Annotated in this window: 18 protein-coding genes and 2 pseudogenes; 13 read left to right on the top strand and 7 right to left on the bottom strand. The window is 64.9% G+C overall.

Annotation, left to right across the window (positions count from 1 at the left end; all coding sequences use genetic code 11):
• Both FA743_RS20705 and FA743_RS18900 read right to left on the bottom strand, forming a co-directional pair.
• Positions 1 to 876: pseudogene (locus FA743_RS20705) on the bottom strand (IS3 family transposase); the annotation flags it as partial.
• Between the two features lie 90 nt (positions 877 to 966).
• Positions 967 to 1,995 (bottom strand): annotated as a pseudogene (locus FA743_RS18900) (IS110 family RNA-guided transposase).
• A 235-nt stretch (positions 1,996 to 2,230) separates the two neighbouring features.
• Here FA743_RS18900 and FA743_RS18895 point away from each other — a divergent pair.
• From FA743_RS18895 to FA743_RS18875, 5 genes are all read left to right on the top strand, one after another.
• On the top strand, positions 2,231 to 3,721 hold the full coding sequence (locus FA743_RS18895; protein ID WP_136887626.1) for an alkaline phosphatase: 1,491 nt from the start codon (positions 2,231 to 2,233) through the stop codon (positions 3,719 to 3,721).
• A gap of 106 nt (positions 3,722 to 3,827) precedes the next feature.
• Entirely contained in the window at positions 3,828 to 4,277 is a 450-nt protein-coding gene (locus tag FA743_RS18890) for a hypothetical protein (RefSeq protein WP_246055061.1), read from the top strand.
• A gap of 19 nt (positions 4,278 to 4,296) precedes the next feature.
• A complete protein-coding gene (locus tag FA743_RS18885; RefSeq protein ID WP_246055060.1) occupies positions 4,297 to 4,959 on the top strand; it encodes an ABC transporter ATP-binding protein in 663 nt (220 codons plus the stop codon).
• Positions 4,952 to 6,271: an ABC transporter permease family protein gene (locus tag FA743_RS18880; protein ID WP_136887624.1), complete on the top strand. Its 1,320-nt coding sequence runs from the start codon at positions 4,952 to 4,954 to the stop codon at positions 6,269 to 6,271. The genes FA743_RS18885 and FA743_RS18880 overlap by 8 nt, the downstream gene beginning before the upstream one ends.
• Positions 6,272 to 6,289: 18 nt before the next feature.
• Positions 6,290 to 6,766 carry a copper chaperone PCu(A)C gene (locus tag FA743_RS18875; protein ID WP_136887623.1) on the top strand — a complete coding sequence of 159 codons (477 nt, stop codon included), beginning with the start codon at positions 6,290 to 6,292 and terminating at the stop codon, positions 6,764 to 6,766.
• A 217-nt stretch (positions 6,767 to 6,983) separates the two neighbouring features.
• On the opposite strand, the gene FA743_RS18870 is transcribed toward FA743_RS18875, so the two are convergent.
• The 4 genes from FA743_RS18870 to FA743_RS18860 form a co-directional block, all read right to left on the bottom strand.
• Positions 6,984 to 8,141, bottom strand: coding sequence for an esterase-like activity of phytase family protein (locus FA743_RS18870; RefSeq protein ID WP_281281796.1), 1,158 nt, complete (start codon positions 8,139 to 8,141; stop codon positions 6,984 to 6,986).
• Positions 8,142 to 8,329: 188 nt separating this feature from the next.
• Positions 8,330 to 8,419: a hypothetical protein gene (locus tag FA743_RS20700; protein WP_246055058.1), complete on the bottom strand. Its 90-nt coding sequence runs from the start codon at positions 8,417 to 8,419 to the stop codon at positions 8,330 to 8,332.
• Positions 8,420 to 8,484: 65 nt separating this feature from the next.
• Positions 8,485 to 8,646: a hypothetical protein gene (locus FA743_RS20695; RefSeq protein ID WP_246055057.1), complete on the bottom strand. Its 162-nt coding sequence runs from the start codon at positions 8,644 to 8,646 to the stop codon at positions 8,485 to 8,487.
• A gap of 9 nt (positions 8,647 to 8,655) precedes the next feature.
• A complete protein-coding gene (locus FA743_RS18860) occupies positions 8,656 to 9,465 on the bottom strand; it encodes a sugar phosphate isomerase/epimerase family protein (RefSeq protein WP_136887621.1) in 810 nt (269 codons plus the stop codon).
• 155 nt (positions 9,466 to 9,620) lie between these two features.
• Here FA743_RS18860 and FA743_RS18855 point away from each other — a divergent pair, with 155 nt between their 5' ends.
• The 6 genes from FA743_RS18855 (at position 9,621) to FA743_RS18830 (ending at position 15,142) form a co-directional block, all read left to right on the top strand.
• Positions 9,621 to 10,475, top strand: a complete 855-nt coding sequence (locus FA743_RS18855; RefSeq protein WP_136887620.1) for a transketolase — start codon at positions 9,621 to 9,623, stop codon at positions 10,473 to 10,475.
• Positions 10,472 to 11,506 (top strand): transketolase family protein, encoded by a 1,035-nt coding sequence (locus FA743_RS18850; RefSeq protein ID WP_136887619.1) that lies wholly within the window; start codon positions 10,472 to 10,474, stop codon positions 11,504 to 11,506. The genes FA743_RS18855 and FA743_RS18850 overlap by 4 nt, the downstream gene beginning before the upstream one ends.
• 23 nt (positions 11,507 to 11,529) lie before the next feature.
• Positions 11,530 to 12,282 (top strand): SDR family NAD(P)-dependent oxidoreductase, encoded by a 753-nt coding sequence (locus tag FA743_RS18845; RefSeq protein ID WP_136887618.1) that lies wholly within the window; start codon positions 11,530 to 11,532, stop codon positions 12,280 to 12,282.
• Between the two features lie 65 nt (positions 12,283 to 12,347).
• Entirely contained in the window at positions 12,348 to 13,310 is a 963-nt protein-coding gene (locus tag FA743_RS18840) for a TRAP transporter substrate-binding protein (RefSeq protein ID WP_136887617.1), read from the top strand.
• Positions 13,310 to 13,873 (top strand): TRAP transporter small permease, encoded by a 564-nt coding sequence (locus FA743_RS18835; RefSeq protein WP_136887616.1) that lies wholly within the window; start codon positions 13,310 to 13,312, stop codon positions 13,871 to 13,873. Before FA743_RS18840 ends, FA743_RS18835 begins: the two co-directional genes overlap by 1 nt.
• Positions 13,874 to 13,885: 12 nt before the next feature.
• Positions 13,886 to 15,142: a TRAP transporter large permease gene (locus FA743_RS18830; RefSeq protein WP_136887615.1), complete on the top strand. Its 1,257-nt coding sequence runs from the start codon at positions 13,886 to 13,888 to the stop codon at positions 15,140 to 15,142.
• Here the strand turns inward: FA743_RS18830 and FA743_RS18825 are convergent.
• Positions 15,136 to 15,954 carry a LysR family transcriptional regulator gene (locus FA743_RS18825; protein WP_281281795.1) on the bottom strand — a complete coding sequence of 273 codons (819 nt, stop codon included), beginning with the start codon at positions 15,952 to 15,954 and terminating at the stop codon, positions 15,136 to 15,138. The two genes, FA743_RS18830 and FA743_RS18825, sit on opposite strands and share 7 nt — an antisense overlap.
• 504 nt (positions 15,955 to 16,458) lie before the next feature.
• Here FA743_RS18825 and FA743_RS18820 point away from each other — a divergent pair.
• Both FA743_RS18820 and istA read left to right on the top strand, forming a co-directional pair.
• The gene (locus FA743_RS18820) at positions 16,459 to 16,653 is read left to right on the top strand and encodes a DUF2798 domain-containing protein (protein WP_136887614.1); all 195 of its coding nucleotides are present in this window, start codon (positions 16,459 to 16,461) and stop codon (positions 16,651 to 16,653) included.
• Between the two features lie 102 nt (positions 16,654 to 16,755).
• Positions 16,756 to 17,807, top strand: a 1,052-nt coding sequence (gene istA, locus FA743_RS18815) for an IS21 family transposase (protein WP_136887613.1), incomplete at its 3' end; no start/stop codon positions are given.

Here is a 17,807-nt window from a genome sequence, read left to right as displayed (position 1 = left end):
TCCATGACCAGCGATGCATCGCGATCTGCCTTCATGGACCAACCGACCGCGCGGCGGGAAAACAGGTCCAGAACGACCGCGACATACAGCCAGCCCTCGGCAGTCCAGATGTATGTGAAATCGGTCAGCCACTTCTGGTTTGGCCGATCTGCCTGGAAATCCCGGTCCAGCCTCGCCGGTTCTCTGGAACCGGTGGCGTTCACCGGCTCGATGTCGGCAATGATTGAGCGCTCACCATCGTCCTTGGGCTTACCACGGCGCCGGGGCCGTGCCCTGAAAGCATTGCAGCGCATCAGTCGCAGGGTCCTGTGCAAGCCGCAGGCCAGTCCTTCTTCCAGAACATCGCGCCACACGCGCCGCGCGCCATAGGTTCGATCACTGGTTTTGAAGCTCGTCTCGATCGCCATGACCAGCTTGGCATCATGGATCTCGCGGGTGCTGGTCGGGCGGCCCCGCCAGGCGTGGAAGCCGGAGCGCGACACCTCCAGCGCCTCGCAGAGCCAACTGACTGGCCAAATGTGCCGGTGCTTGGCAATGAAGGCGAATCTCATGTCGCCTCGCGCGCGAAAAAAGCGTTCGACCATTGTCCTTGAACCAATGGCGGAAAATGGTCTCACCCTTCTTGAGGATGTCACGCTCCGCCCGGAGCCGGACGACCTCTTTCTTCAGGGCTGCGATCTCCGCTAGGTCGGCACGCATCTGTCCGTTTCCGGGAAAGGCAGCAGCCGGGGCTGCACTCAGCTCCCTCATCCAGCGGCGCAGCACACTCTCGGACAGGTCGAGGTCACGGGCAGCCTGCGCCACCGCCACACCCCGATCCGTCACCAGCCTGACAGCCTCGATTTTGAACTCACGGCTAAACTTCCGTCTTGTCATATCCACTCTCCAGTTCCTTGGTCACGATCTTATCTTCGTGTCCACGAAACCGGCAGCAGCTCACCGACGCCCTCGCGACTGACGCTCGGCTTATGCCGTCGCCGCCGGAGCTCGATAGTCCTGGCCCTTTGCGATCAAGGCCCAGACAATGCGTGCCATCTTGTTGGCCAGTGCGACCCGCACCAGCATCGGTGGCTTGCGCGACAGCGTCCTTGCCAGCCAGGTCCCTGATCGCGCCGAGGAATGGACGTGCCGCTTGATGATGACGCTGTTGGCGCCAAGGATCAGCAGGCGTCGCAGGGATCGTTCGCCCATCTTCGTTGTTGCCCTAAGGCGCTGCTTACCGCCGGTTGAATGCTGCCGGGGCACCAGACCAAGCCAGGCGGCAAAATCGCGCGCTTTGCGGAAGGTCTCTGGTGGCGGAGCAAGAACAGCAATGGCCGTGGCAATCAGCGGGCCGATGCCCGACACCGTCATCAGCCGTCGGGCCACCTCGTCCTCCTTGGCCCGACGTGCGATCTCGGTGTCGAGCTTTCCGATCTCGGCCTCCAGATGCGCAAGCGCCGCGACCAGAGCCTTCAGCGTGGGGATGGCATTGGCAGGTAAATCGGTTTCCGGATCTTCCACGATCGCAATCAGGCGCGCGGCGTTGGCTGCTCCTCGCGGCACGATCTGCCCAAACTCGGTCAGATGGCCACGCAAGGCATTGATGGCTTGCGTTCACTGCCGGATCAGTAGCTTCCGCATGCGGAAGACCATCGCGGCCTCTTGGGTCTCTTCGCTCTTCACGGGCACAAAACGCATAGTCGGGCGCAGTGCTGCCTCGCAGATCGCCTCCGCATCCGCGGCATCGTTCTTCTGTCGCTTTACGAACGGCTTCACATAAGCTGTCGGGATCAGCCGCACGTCATGGCCCAGCTTGCCGATCTCCCGGCCCCAGAAGTGGGCACCGCCGCAGGCTTCCATGGCGACAGCGTAAGATGGCAGCTGGCTGAAAAACTCCAGCGCCCGCGCTCGCCGCAACCTCTTGCGCAGAACGGCCCGGCCTGTGCCGTCAGCCCCGTGAGCGTGAAATACATTCTTCGCCAGATCGAGCCCGACCGTGATAATCTCCGACATGACCGCTCCCCTTTGTGGATCCTCGCAGACCCACCTTGGCACACAGATGCCGTCGGGGGGGCGGTTACATCATCAATGCCGGTGAATTCCATCAATGCAAGAAACGGAAAACCAACCAGACAATACAATATGATATAACATTTTAATTCAAATCAATAAATGGCCGTCATCACAAATCTGCGACAAAGCCGCGTTAAGCAGGCTTCACAAGACTCGTTTTGATGGAGCCATGAACATGAAAACTTCCGCCCTAGCCGTCATTGCAGCCATCGCAGCCTCCGGCGCTGTGGCGCAGGACATCTCGCAAGCCGACAGTGACTGGTTCACCGCAGGCCAGGCCACGATCGAGCAGCGCCTGGCACTGCAGCCCAACACCAACCGGGCGCGCAACGTCATCTTGTTCAACGCCGATGGCAACGGCGTCGGGACCAACTATGCGATCCGGCTGTTCGCGGGCCAGCAGGCCGGCGGCCTGGGCGACGACCATGTCCTGCCCTACGAGGCGTTCCCGAACATGGCGCTGGTCAAGACCTACACGGTCAACGGCCAGACGCCGGATTCGGCGCCCACCGCCTCGGCCATGCTGACCGGCGTGAAAAGCAAGAACACCATGATCAACGTCGATGGCGACGTGGCCGTGGGCGATTGCGCCAACCTGCCCGGCAACGAGCTGACCACCCTGACGCAGATCGCCGACCAGATGGGCAAATCGATCGGTGTGATCTCGACCGCGCGCCTGACCCATGCGACCCCGGCAGCGGCCTATGCAGTCACGGCCAACCGGGATTGGGAAGACAACAGCCTGTTGCCCGAGGGCTGCGACACGCAGAAGGACATTGCGGCGCAGCTGTTCGACGCGATGGAAGGCGGGCTGATCGACCTGGCCATGGGCGGCGGGCGCCAGCATTTCCTGCCCACCGACGTCACAGATGACGAGGGCCGCACCGGCACCCGCACCGACGGCCGCAACCTGGTCGAGGAAATCACCGCGCTTGGCGGCCAGTATGTCTGGAACGACGAGGGTTTTGCCGCGCTCGAGGCCGGCGACGGCCCGGTGCTGGGCCTCTTCGAGGCCTCGCACATGCAGTACGAGTATGACCGCACCGGCGAGCCCTCACTGGCCGAGATGACCTCGGCCGCGATCGAGCGCCTGTCGTCCAACGAAGAGGGCTATTTCCTGTCGATCGAGGCGGGTCGCGTGGACCATGCCAACCACGCGGGCAACCTGCACCGTGTGCTGACCGATGGCGTGGCCTTTGCGGAAGCCGTTCAGACCGCCATCGACATGGTGGACGACACCGACACGCTGATCCTGGTCACCGCCGACCATGAACATGCCATCGCCTTCAACGGCTATTGCGGGCGCGGCTCGGACATCACTGGCCTGTGCATGGCCATCAATGACGAAGGCGTCGAGCATACCGGAGAACCTGAACTGGCCGCCGACGGCAAGCCCTATACCGTCGCGGGCTATCTGAACGGCGCGGGCTCGGTCCTGATCGAGCAGGAGGACGGCAGCTTCTCGGGCGAGCGTCCAGAAGTCAGCAACGAAGACGCGATGGATGCCGACTATCTGCAGCAGGCCTTGGTGCCGATGGACTCGGAAACCCATGCGGGGACGGATGTCGCGCTTTACGCGAATGGTCCCTGGGCGCATCTGGTTGGCGGCACGATCGAGCAGAACGTGATCTTTCACGTCATGCACCATGCGATGACCGCCGAATAAGCGCATCCATTCCCATGACCGGGCGGGCCCTGCATAGGCGGGGCCCGTCTTGTTTGTCACATGAATGTCCCATTCTCATGCTATCCAACGCCCGAAGGAAGACCCGATGCACCGATTGTCCCGCCGCCTGTTGCTATCGATGCTGCCTGCTCTGCCCCTTGTGGGGGCGATTCCCGGCGGAGCGCGTGCACAGGAGCCTGACTCAATCATTCGGCTGCGCGATCTTTACAACCGCGACCTCAGCTTTTCTGATCTGGCCTTGGCCAACGAAGGGCGCCGCATCCCCATCTCGGGCTTCATGGCTCCGCCCCTGCGGGCCGAAAGCAATTTCTTCGTGCTGACCAAGATGCCGATGGCGGTCTGCCCTTTTTGCGAACCCGGGATGCCCTGGCCCGTCGACATTCTGGCCGTCTATGCCAAGCGGGTGGTCGATGTGGTGCCCTTCAACGTGCCTTTGGAAACGTCGGGCCTCCTGGAGCTGGGCGATTACGTCGACCCCGAACTGGGCTTCTATTCCAAGGTCCGACTGACGGACGCCACCTATGGCCGAGCCTAAGGCGGGACTGGCCCTATCCGTGACCGATTTGATCGTTCTTGCACCGGGCGGGAGGCGGCTGGCCGAGGTTGCCGCATTGCAAGTGGCGCCAGGAAGCTCGGTCGCGATCCGGGGGCCATCGGGCGCGGGCAAGACAACGCTGTTGCATGCGCTGTCAGGGCTGGTGCGACCTGCATCAGGGGGCGTGGTCTGGGGTGAAACCGATCTGGCGACCTTGAGCGATACTGCACTGACGCGCTTTCGCCGGGACCGGATCGGGCTCATCTTTCAGGATTTCCTGCTCTTCGAGGAACTGGGCGCGCTGGACAACGCCGCCATCGCGACGGCGTTTCTGCCCCGCGCGCAACGCAGCGCCCTGCGCCATCGGGCGGGCGAATGGCTGGAGCGCTTGGGTCTGGGACAGGACGGCGCACGCCGTGCCGACAGCTTTTCGGGCGGCGAGCGTCAGCGCATCGCGGTCGCCCGGGCACTGGCCAACGACCCGCCCGTGATCCTGGCGGACGAGCCGACCGCCAGCCTCGATCGCGCCAATGCCGACCGGCTGGCCGAAGATCTGGCCGCCCTGTCGCGCGACACCGGCCGCACTCTGGTCGTGGTGACCCATGACATGACCCTCGCCGCGCGGCTGGACCGGGTGTTGACCATGGCCGAGGGTCGGATCGTCGAGGATACGCATGAATAGCGTGGGCGCGCTCTGGTCCGGCCTGCCTGTCCTGATGCAGGATGTGGCAATGCTGGTCCTGCTTCTGGCGCCGGGCCTGATGACGGGCCTGCTGGTGCTGCGCGGCTTTGCGCCGTGGCAACTGGTACGCGCCATGCTGCGCCGCTTTCGCGGGGCCAATGCCGTCTTCGTCGCGCTGATCGCCGTGTCGGTGGCCATCGGCGTCGGACTGACCGCGCAGGAACGCGGGCTGCGGCAGGGCAGCGCGCGCGCCGCCGAACGCTTCGACCTGATCCTGGCCGCGCCGGGCAGCGAGATCACCGCCATGCTGGCCGCCGTCTATCTGCAGCCCTCGGACGTGCCTCTGCTGACGGGCGCCCAATATACCGAGGTCGCAACGGACCCTGACGTGGTGCTGGCCGCGCCCATCGCCTTTGGTGACAGCTACCAGGGCGCCCCGGTCGTGGGCACCATCGCCGATTTCGTGGCCCATCTGGCGGGCGATCTGGCCGAGGGCCGGATGTTCGCCATCTCGACCGAGGCCGTAGCCGGGGCCTATGCCCCCGTGGCCACCGGCGACCGCTTCACCCCCGCCCATGGCCACGGAGCCGCAGCCGAGGCTGACGCCCATGCCGGCGCCGACTATGTCGTGACGGGCCGCATGGCCCCGACCGGCAGCCCCTGGGACCGCGCCATCCTGGTCCCGATCGAGGGCGTGTGGGAAGTGCATGGCTTGGCCAACGGTCATGCCCTGTCCGAAGGCGAGCGGATCGGCCCGCCCTTCGATGCGGACCTCTTTCCCGGCACCCCCGCCATTCTGGTCCGGGCCGAGGCGCTGTGGGGCAATTACGCGCTGCAATCGCGCTATGCGCGGCCCGACATGATGGCGTTCTTTCCCGGCACGGTGCTGGCACAGATGCACGGGCTGATGCGCGATGTCCGCGAGGCGATGTCGCTCCTGGCCGTGGTCACGCAGGTGCTGGTCACCGTGTCGATCCTGGCCGGGCTGGTCATTCTGACCCGCATTTTCGCGCGCGGGCTGGCCCTGCTGCGCGCGATCGGCGCCAGCCGCCGCTTCGTCTTTGCCGTCGTCTGGAGCTACAGCGCCGCGCTGATCGCCGCCGGATCGCTGGCCGGGCTGGCCTTGGGCTGGCTGGCCGCCAGCGCATTTTCCGCCATCATCACCGCCCGCACCGACATCCTGGTCACCGCCACCGTGACCTGGGCCGAAGCGCAGCTGGTCGCGGGCTTCGTCAGCCTGACGCTGGTTCTTGCGCTTGTGCCCGCGCTGGCCGCAACCCGCCGCCAGCGCCTTGCCGACCTTCGCAGCTGATCCCAAAGGACCTCTCCCATGTACCGCCTTGCTTTCGCCGCAGTCCTGACCGTGACGGCCCTGCCGGCCATCGCCGAGGATGGTCACGACCATCTGGCTGAGGCCGACGGCCTTCGCATCCTGCACGCCTGGACGCCCGCCACCGCAGGCCCCGACGCACTGATCTATATGGAGATCGAGAACGGATCGGACCGGACACTGACCCTGTCCGGCGCCCGAACCGAAGGCGGGCAGGCTGCCCGGTTGGTGGGCTTCGCCTATGCGGATGGGGTCGAGACCTGGCAGCCCCTGCCGGACATGCCGATTGCTGCCGGCCAGGATCTGGACCTGACCCCGCGCGGCCTGGCGCTGCAAATGTCCGGTCTTAATGACCCGCTGGCCCGGGGCGACACCCTGCCGATCGAGGTCATGTTCGGCGACCTGCATCTTGACGTGGGCGTCGAGGTCGAAGCAGAAGATGCCTCGGCTCACAGCCATGCCGGGCATAGCCACTGAAAATAGAGCACAGGCGCCGTTGCGGCCTGCCATGGGGCCGGCTGCCACGTAGCCTTCAGTTCGATTTTACCTTAACCTTGAGCGCCGCAATGACCTCTTGAAGGTATGTTGACGGAAGGGAATCCCGTTGCAGGGTGCTCGCGATTCAGAATGGTATTTTCCAGGGTGACCAGCGGCGGCGTGTCTGCAACCCCAAGTTGACTGAAGGACTTGGCGGTCATGGTCGCGGCGAAAGTCCCCGCGACCATGCAGTTTCGGCGAAGGGTCGACAATGACGATTTTTGCGGCGCTGGTCCTCTGAGGACGCTGAACCTCTATATTCTGCTTCCAGGAAGTCTTTGACGTCTAGCAGGATCATCTCGTTGTCATCAGCACGTCCTTCTTGGCGCCAGACGGAGAAGGCGTAGTTGTTGTCATTGGCCACGACGATCTGGTTGTCATCGACCCGGTCGACATTCTCGATGGTGACGAAGGGAAAGGTGAAGATGCCGTCGATGGTGCCGCGGGGGGCGATGCCGTCGGGATCCTCGATCTGCATCAAGTCAATAAAGGCAATCTTCTCCAGCACGCCATTCTCGTCCAGCCGCTCGAGATCGACCAGATAGATGCGCTTGAAGGCGGCGGGCGTCTCGGCCCAGCCTTCGCGGGGATCGCCCTGGCCATTGTCGCGCTCGATGATCAGGCCCCGCGTGCCGTCGATCAGGTTGAAATCGCCGATCGCGTGATCGGGCGCGTCCAGCGGGTAATAGCGGACCCGGTCGCTGAAAGCCCCGGTTTCGGCATCAACCTCGAACAGCCGCAGCACCGGGACGCCGTCCACGGTTTCGGGCGCGTCGGCAGCGGCGTCCCAGACCGGCTTTTCCAGCAGCGGATAGAGGGTCTGCCCATCCTCCGACAGCGCCATCCCCTCGTACCCGCCCGAACGGAAGACGACGACCTCCTCGGGCAGGGCGGCGCCGGGATTGGGCGCGGCGACGAAGGCATTGTCGGGCGCGCGCATCAGGGTGCCGCCCGGCTCGGTGGCCACGACCGTCTGCACCTCGCCCGCGCCGTTCACCCGGATCAGCCAGGGACCGAACTCGTCGCCCAGCCAGTAGCCGTCGCCCACCGGCTGGACGGATTCGAGGTCGAAATCGGCGCCGGTCAGGAAGCGGCCGGGGGTCGCCTCGTTCATGATCGGGAAGGGCACCTTCTGGTCCGGGTCCGACAGCCGGATCGTCCGCTCGATGGCGACGCGGCCGCTGTCCCAGTCCGGCCGGACGATGTTGACCATCAGGATGACATCCGAGGAATTGGCCTTGGTGCCGAAGCCGTTGTCGGTCAACACCAGAAAGCGCCCGTCGCCAAGCGACCGGATGCCGGAAAAGCCCTGCAGCGGCTGGCCCGGGAAGGGCAGCGCCAGCCCGTTCGCCGCCTGGACCTCGGAATACAGATCCGTGACGCGGCCTTTCTGGCCGGTGAGGCTACGCCGTCGGTCACCGCGAGTGACCGGGCCGGGATGCTATCAGCCGTGCGAGCCTCGACGGCCATGTCGAAGTTTATCACGTCGCCGGTATATGGCCCCTAAAGACTCAGTACCCCCGCGCTACCTTCGATCGCACGGGCGGCATTCTTGATCTGCTGCGGTCCGGGCGAGGCGAAGACGTTGCCCACCGCAGCGGCATCGGCCAGCCCTCGCCCGACATAGCGCGCGAAGGCCGGCTCGTGCCGGACCCGCCTCAGATAACAATGCCGACCTTTCCATCGCGTGGACCATCGACGGCCGCCATGGCGCGGCCGGTCGGCCCCTCTAGCGCCAGAAGATCGGGATGAGTGGCCATCATGCCGGCCAGAGCCTCGGTGACGATATCTTCGGGCGCGTTCAGCAGGCGCTTGGTCATGATCCCTCTTCAGGTGACAATGCGGCGCGCATGCGCGACAGTTTTATCCAGCCACGGGCGCTCTTGCGCGCGTGTGGCCTCGGCATCGTCGCCCAGGGGCAGCCAGTGCTCCAGGATGCAGCTGGTGTCAGCCGGGCAATGCCTCAACTGCGCCAGAACCCAATTCAGCGGCGCCCGGCCCTGCCCGAGGGGCACGCCCTGAATGCGGAAGCCCACGCCATAGGGATCAGGCGTGATCACATAGTCCTTGAGGTGCAGGTTGATGGTGTAGGGCGCCAGCAGGCCGACCGTTTCCTCGGTCCACTCCCCGGCGCAGATGGAATTGGCGACATCAAGGCAGACGCCAAGCTGCGGGTCGTCCACCGCCTCCAGCAAGTCGACCATCCGCGGGGAGGGATAGTTGAAATGGTTCTCGATGGCGATGCGGATGCCGGCCTGCCGCGCGTCCTGCAGCAGCGGATCAAGCGCCCGCGCAAGATCCGGAACCGGCATCCGCGCATCCGCCTCGTCCAGCGCCACGCGCAGGATACGGGCGCCGATGCGCTGGCCGATGACCAGATAGCGCGCCACCTGGTCGGCATCGAAGGACTGCGTGCCCAGTTCCAGGGTCATGCCACGATCGGCGGCGATCTGGGCCAGGCGGTGATGCTCGTCCGGTGAAAGGCGGTCCAGGGGCAGGTTGTCAGCATATTGCACGACGCCGAGGCCGCGGGCATGTGCCTCGTCCAGCAGATCGAATGCGGTCATCGGGCGCGGCGGATGCTGATCCCCGATGCCGATATTCCAGCGAAAGGCATAGCTGCCCAGTCCAAGTTCCATGATGATCCCCTCCCAAGGTGTCGCCCAGCCTCGACTGTCTGTCCAAAGCGTTCAATGTAGTTTTTCTACGCAACCCGTGAATTTTTCCGTCGATACGAACCGGTCCTGTTCGGTTACCTTTCCCCTTGGGTCGGAGGACCCGCAGGGAGGATGACATGAATGCGACAGACCGGCCCCTTCATGGGTCGAACATCTCGCTGGCCCGCCGGGCCTGGGCGATCCGCCGCCATGCCTTGCGCATGGGACAGGTGCAGGGTCAGGGCTATATCGGTCAGGCGCTTGGCATCGCGGACGTGCTGGCCGTGGCCTATTTTCATACGATGGAATACCGTCCCGAGGACCCGGAATGGGAGGGGCGTGACCGCTTTCTGCTGTCGATCGGGCATTACGCCATCGCGCTTTATGCCGTGCTGATCGAGGCCGGGATCCTGCCCGAGGAAGAGATCGAGACCTATGGCATGGATGACAGCCGCATGCCGATGTCGGGCATGGCGTCCTATACGCCGGGGATGGAAATCACCGGCGGATCTCTGGGCCACGGGCTGGGGATCGCGGTCGGCATGGCCATGGGTCTGCGCCACAAGAAGAACCCGGCTTTCGTGATCAACCTGATGTCGGATGGCGAGTTGGGCGAAGGCTCGACCTGGGAGGCGGCGATGTCGGCGGGCGCCCAAAGCCTGTCGAACCTGATCTGCATCGTCGATTTTAACGACCAGCAGGCCGATGGCCCTTCCACGCAGGTGCTCAGCGCCGAGCCCGTGGCCGACAAGTGGCGGGCCTTTGGCTGGCACACGCAACGGGTGGACGGCAACGATATCGAGGCCGTGCGCGATGCCTTCGATGCGGCGCGCAACCATGACGGCCCCCAGCCCCGGGTGATCGTCTTCGACACCACCATGTGCAAGGGCGTGCCGTTCCTGGAAGCCCGCGAAGTCAACCATTTCGTGCGCGTCGAGGCCGAGGAATGGGACCGCGCGCTGGCCATCCTGGACGAAGGACAACCGCAATGACCCATGCAAGCCAGGCCCGCAAGTACGAGGCCCGTCATGCCCCCGAGGGCCCCCGCGCCGCCACATCCGCGATGATCGCCTCGCTGGCCGCCGAGGGCTATGACGCCGTGCCCGCCCCCTTCGGGCAGGCGTTGGTCGAATTGGCCAAGAAGGACGACCGCGTGGTCGGCCTGTCCGCCGATCTGGCCAAATACACCGACATGCACATCCTGGCGCAGGCCATGCCGGAGCGGTTCTACCAGATGGGCATGGCCGAGCAGCTGCTGATGTCCGCCGCCTCCGGGATGGCGCGCGAGGGGTTCCTGCCCTTCGCCACGACCTATGCGGTCTTTGCCAGCAGGCGCGCCTATGACTTCATCGCCATGGCGATCGCCGAGGAGAACCTGCCGGTCAAGATCTGCTGCGCCCTGCCGGGCCTGACCACCGGCTACGGTCCCAGCCATCAGGCCACCGAGGATCTGGCGATCTTTCGCGGCCTGCCCAACATGACCCTGATCGACCCCTGCGACGCAGCGGATATCCAGGGCATGGTTCCCGCAATGGCGGCCCATCCCGGCCCGGTCTATGCGCGGCTTTTGCGCGGGAAGGTCCCCGACGTGCTGCGCCGCCACAAGCCCGACTACAGGTTTGAGCTGGGCCGCGCGCAGATGATCCGCGAGGGGGGCGACGTGCTGGTCGTCTCGACCGGGATCATGACCATGCGGGCGCTGGATGCGGCCGTGCGGCTGGAGGCGGACGGGATCGGGGTGGCCGTGCTGCACGTGCCGACCATCAAGCCGCTGGACCGCGCGACGATCCTGGCCGAGGCGCGCAAGGGCGGCCGTCTGGTCGTCACCGCCGAGAACCACACGGTGATCGGCGGCCTGGGCGAGGCCGTGGCCACCACGCTGATGCTGGAGGGCGTCGCGCCGCAATTCCGGATGATCGGCCTGCCGGACGAATTTCTCGAGGCCGGCGCGTTGCCGACATTGCACGACATGTATGGGCTGTCCGTCGATCGGGTGGCCGAACAGATCAAGGCCTGGCTGTAAGCCGGCACAGGGAGGAGAGACGAATGGGACTTCTGGACGGAAAATACGCGATCATCACCGGGGCGGCCTCGGCACGCGGTCTGGGCAAGGCCACGGCGCAGATGTTCGCCGATCACGGCGCGACCGTGGCGATCCTGGACCTGGACGAAGGCGCAGCACAGGCGGCAGCCGATGATCTGGGCACCGGCCATGTCGGTCTGGCCTGCGACGTGACAGACAAGGCCGCCTGTCAGGCCGTCGCCGACCGGTTGGCCGCCGATTGGGGCCGCATCGACATCCTGGTGAACAACGCGGGCATCACGCAGCCGCTGAAATCGCTGCAGATCGAGGCCGGGCATTACGACGCCGTGCTGGACGTGAACCTGCGCGGCACGCTCTACATGACGCAGGTGGTGGTGCCGGTCATGCGAGAGAACGGCGGCGGCAGCATCGTCAACATGTCCTCGGTCAGCGCGCAGCGCGGCGGCGGCATCTTCGGCGGGCCGCATTACTCGGCGGCCAAGGCGGGCGTGCTGGGCCTGACCAAGGCGATGGCGCGCGAGTTCGCGCCCGACCAGATCCGCATCAACGCGATCTGCCCCGGCTTCATCGCCACCGACATCACCGCAGGCAAGCTGACGCCGGACATGATGACGGGTATCCTGGCCGGTATCCCGATGGGTCGGGCGGGCGAGGCCCGTGATGTGGCGGGCTGCGCGCTGTTCCTGGCTTCCGACCTGTCGGCCTATTGCACCGGCACCGAGGTCGACGTGAATGGTGGCTCGCTGATCCACTGACGACAAGCCTGCTGGCTAATGGAGGGGCCGGCGGGTGACATATCAATCAAATGGGAGGACTGACCATGACCAAGAAAGTACTGACGGCTCTTGGCCTGACCGTGGCACTGGCCGGAACGGCCGGCGCGCAGCAGGTGATCTTTGCCCATGGCGCCGCGCCGGGCAATCCGCGCGACGTGGCGGCCGCCGAATGGGCCGAGGCCTTTGCCGCCTGCGCCGAGGGCGCCACCGTGAACGTCGCGGGCTCGGCCACGATGGGCGACGATGTCGAGATGCTGACCTCGGCCAGCGCGGGCATCATCCAGGTGACGGCCAACAGCCAGGGCGCCATGTCCCAGATCGTCCCCGAGATCGGGCTGCTGGGCCTGCCCTTCCTGTTCCCCGACCTGCCCACCGCGTGGGAGGTGATGGACGGCGAGGTCGGCCAGACGCTGGACGCGGCCGCGCAGAATGCGGGCCTCAAGATCCTGGGCTTCTGGGACAATGGCATCCGCCATGTCAGCCACATGACCAAGACCGTCGAGGAGCCCGCCGATCTGGCCGGCATGAACATCCGCACGCCCCCCGACCAGATGACCATCGACATCTTCAGCGCGCTTGGCGCCTCGCCCGCGCCGCTGTCGTTTTCCGAACTGCCGACCGCGCTGCAATCGGGGGTCTTCGACGGGCAGGAGAACCCGCTGACGAACATCTATTCCTCGCAGATCCATGACATCACCAAGTTCATCACCCTGACCGGGCACAAGTACGAATCCACCCCGGTCGTGGCAGGTCTGGGCTGGTGGATGAGCTTGGACGAAGCCACGCAGACCTGCGCGCTGGACGCCACGCGCGCGGCGGGCGAGACGCAGCGCCAGCTGTCGCTGGAGGCCGAGGAATCCCTGCGTGCCACGATGGAGGCCGAGGGCGTCACCATCGTCGAGGCCGACCGCGACGCCTATATCGCCGCAACCGCCTCGGTCTATGACAGCTACGCGGCCAGCCATCCCGAACTGGTCGAGGCGCTGCGCGCGGCGGCAGGTCAGTGATGGAGCCACACACGCATCCGGGGCACGGGGGGAGGGCATCCCCCCCGGGTCTGCGCGCCGCAGACGGCCTGGCCAATGCCGTCGAGATCAGCGGCAAGGTCATCGCCGTGTCCTGTCTGGCCTTCATGTTCGTGGCCCTGTTGGTCAATGTCATCCTGCGGTACTTCTTCGCAGGCGGCATCCCCTGGGCCTACGAGATCCATGCGCTGCTGATGCCCTGGCTGGTGGCGGGCGGCGTCGTGATTGCCGCCGCCAATGGCGCCAACATCGCCATCACCCTGTTGCCGGGCATGCTGGGCGCGCGGGGGGCGCAGGTCTTGCTGGTCGTGGTGCAGGTGCTGATCGTGGTGACTTCCCTGTCGGTGCTGATCAGCAGCCGGCCCATTCTGGTGGCCTCGCAATACCAGCGCCTGTCAACCTTGGGGATCACGCAGGTCTGGGGCTATGCCAGCCTGGTCTATGCCTTCGGAGGCATGGCCCTGCTGGCGGTCATCGACATCCTGCGGGTGATCTTCGGTGGCCAGACCTGGGATCGCGATCCCGCAGCCAACAGCCTGAGCTGAGGGGGAACGGTCATGACAAGCATGATGATTGCAGTCTTCTTCCTGCTGATGGCGCTGGCCGTGCCGATCGCGCATGCGATGTTGGGCGGCACCGCCTTTGCCCTCTGGATGGAGGGGCGGCCGATGGCCGTGCTGGCGCAGCGCCTCTATTCGCCCACGCAAAGCTTTCCGATGCTGGCGGTGCCGTTCTTCATCCTGGCGGGCAGCCTGATGATGCAGGGCCGGTTCGGCGAGTATCTGGTCAACATCGCGCGGCTGTTCGTGGGCAACATGCGGGGCGGGCTGGGGCAGGTCTCGGTCATCGGATCGGTGATGTTCGGCGGCGTGTCGGGATCGGCCGTGGCGGATGCCACCGCGATGGGCAATGCGCTGATCCCGGTGCAGAAGAAGGCGGGCTATCCCGGCGGCTTCGCGGCGGCGGTCAATGCCTCGTCCTCGACCATCTCGGTGCTGATCCCGCCCTCCATCCCGCTGATCCTCTACGGGCTGGTGGCGAACGTATCGATCATCGACCTGTTCGTGGCGGGCATCCTGCCGGGCGTGATGCTGGGCCTGGGCATGTTCGCCTGCGTCTGGTGGGTCGCGCGGCGCAAGGGTCTGCCCCGCTCGCCGCTGCCCGGCGGGTTTCGTGCCTTCCGCAGCCAGCTGCTGATGGCCATCCCGGCCCTGCTGATGCCCGTCTTCATCATCGGCACGCTGCGCTTCGGCGTGGCCACGCCGACCGAGGTCAGCGTCATGGCGGTCGCCTATGCGCTGGTCGTCTGCGGGCTGATCTATCGCGACCTGACATGGCGGGGCGCGTGGAACGCCGCGGTCGAGACCGCGATGATGACCGGTGCGGTGATGCTGATCATCATGGCCTCGTCCACGATCCAGTGGTTGCTGACCGCCGAACAGGTGCCGCAGAACCTGGCCTTGTGGGTCACGGGCACCCTGTCCGAGCCTTGGCTGATCATCCTGGCGCTGAACCTGGTGATGCTGGTCGTGGGGGCGTTTCTCGATCTTCCAGCGGCGGTTCTGCTGCTGGGGCCGCTTTTCGTGGGCATCGGTCAGGCCATCGGGATGGACCCGGTGCAGCTGGGCCTGATGATGGTCGTCAACCTGTCGATCGGGCTCTACACCCCGCCAGTGGGCACGACGCTGTTCATCTCGGCGGGCATCGCCCGGGTGGGCATCGGAGAGACCGTCCGCGCGCTGGTGCCCTTCTATCTGGTGGCGCTGTTCGTGCTGATGCTGATCTCGTATGTTCCGGCGCTGACCATCTACTGAGCCGCACCCGGAGGCTCGGCCTGCCTGAAGCGGCATCCCAGCTGCGTCAGGCAGGCCCTTGCCTCGGCCTCGTGGATCCGTGCGGCCTCCGCGATCCAGTCGGCGAAACGCGCCACGATCCGTCGGTTCAGATGGCGCGACGGGCAGACCATCCAATAGGCGGGAAAGTCGATCACCGGAAAGTCCAGCGACAAGGGCACCAGATCGCCGCGCTGCACGTCGGCCAGGCACAGGTTGACGCTGTCCAGCGCCACGCCCATCCCCTGCCGCGCCAGCTCCAGCGACATCGAGGACCGATCGAAGGCCATGGGATAGATCAGGTCGGGCAGATCCACCTGGTTCAGCGCCAGCCACAGGTCCCACCGGAACATCGTCTTGACGCTGTCGATCAGCACCGCATGGCGCAGCTGCTCGCCCGGATCGTCCGAGATCCCCCGCAACCTGTCGCGATAACCCGGGCTGCACATCGGCATGACCAGATCATGCATGACCCCCAGCACCGACAGGCCGGCCCACTGCCCATGACCATAGCGCAGATCGAAATCCGCGATCTCGGTCTCGAAGGAGGTGAAATCCTGCGTGGCATCCACGCGGATGCTCCATTCCGGATTGGCCGTCAGGAAGGCGCCGATGCGTGGCCCCAACCACCGCACCCCAAAGTTGGGGCTGACGCGCAGGATCAGGTTGCGCCTCTCCCTGCGGAACAGACGGACGCCGAACTGAGCCTCGAGTAGACGCAGTTGCTGACTGACCGCCGAGGGCGGCACGCCCAATTCGACCGCAGCCGCCCCGACAGACCCCTGCCAAGCCACGGTCTCAAAATATTATATGGCCTTGATGTTGATATCGCGCATGATGCGATGACAGTCGACAAAATTAGAGAGGCTGTCCAGTGAGGCGCTCTCTTGTAGCGTACCGCCCCAAGGCGTCAACGAACTATTCGTTCGGGTGGCCCAAGGAGATGACCAGCGACGATAAGGGCGCATATGAAGCGCACGACTGTCTCCACATCTTTGAATGGCTGAAGCTTCGCGCGTCAGATTAGTTGCGCACGCAAAAGCCTTACTTTTAGGCGAGTAGGCATCGCCAGACCTTCGTGGGGAAAAGCCACGCTCATACACTTGCCTTCCTGCCAGCAGGATGTATTCACACATTGCCGAAAAGATTTTAGGTTGGTCCGGTTATTCCAACCCTCTTGCGAACGAGATTTAGTTGCGCCGTGATGGGTGAACCCGCGGCACCAACCTGGAAACAGGATGGTGCTCATGAGCGCGCGACCCGCCCCAAGGCACCGTCCATCAGAAAAAGCACGACCGATGGACAAGAAAACCATGATCCTCACGCAAATTATCATGACCTTCATGATGGCCACGACGATGTCCGGCATCATGTCCTTCATCGCACTTGGACCGACCGCTCTTTGGCTCTCGGTGTGGCCGAAAACGGCTTTGATTGCTTGGCCTTTGGCATTTGTGAGTGCTGGACGTAATCTCCCCAAAACGGCTGGATGAAAATTCCCCGGTTTAGCGCTGATGCTGATGGTCAGGGGGCATGCCCCCTGACCATCGGCGGCGCAGGATTACCTCTGCTGATGCCAAAGGAAGGGCGGGCAGGTGGTAGGATTGAGGGAGATTGTGATGATCCTGGATTTGAGACGGCAGGGCTTGGGCATCAGCGCGATTGCGCGCCAGACCGGGCTCGACCGCAAGACGGTTCGGAAATACCTGGAACGGGGCCTTGAGGCTCCGGTATATGGACCCGGAGAGCCGGGCAATCGGCTGGCAGATCGGTTCCAATCCTATCTGGCAGAGCGGCTTGAAGCCTTTCCCGGGCTGTCTGCCCGCAGGCTGCATCGTGAGATCAAGGCGATGGGCTATGTGGGTGCCTATTCCACGCTGACGGAGTATCTCCGGCTGGTTCGGCCCGTGGCGCCGCGGCAGTTCGAGCGTCGCTTCGAAACGCCAGCCGGCAAGCAGGCACAGGTGGATTTTGCCGAGTTCCAGGTGGAGTTCACGTCCGAACCCGGCGTGCTGCGCAAGGTCTGGCTGTTCAGCATGGTGCTGGGGCACAGTCGTTGGCTCTGGGGGCGGTTCTGTCCGAACCAGACGCTGGAGACGGTGATGCGCTGCCACATCGCAGCGTTTCAAACGATGGGCGGGGCCTGCACAGAAGTCTTGTATGACCGGATGAAGACTGCGGTCATCGGCGAGGATGCTTCCGGCGTCGTGACCTACAACGTCTCCCTGCTGGCGCTGCTGGCCCATTACGGGTCGGCACCACGAGCCTGTCAGCCGTATCGGGCCAAAACGAAAGGCAAGGTCGAGCGGCCGTTCCGTTATGTCCGGCAGGACTTCTTCCTCGGGCGCAGCTTCCGCGATCTGGACGACCTGAACGCCCAATTCGAAGAGTGGCGCACGACCATCGCCAATCCGAGGGTGCATGCCACAACAGATCGGGTCGTGGATGAGCATTTTGCCGAGGAGAAGCCGCATCTTCTGGCCCTGCCTGGCCGCCCCTACGACGCTGTGCTGACGGTCGAACGGCGCATCAGCCAGGAAGGCATGGTCGCGGTGGGCGGCAACCAATACAGCGTTCCCGACACCACGCGGCGGCGGATCGTCGAGGTCCAGAACCATCCGGCCGAAGTCCGGATCTTCGAGGATGG

The organism is Paracoccus gahaiensis (assembly GCF_005048225.1).
GTDB lineage: Bacteria > Pseudomonadota > Alphaproteobacteria > Rhodobacterales > Rhodobacteraceae > Paracoccus > Paracoccus gahaiensis.
This window is presented reverse-complemented; position numbering and strand designations above follow the sequence as displayed.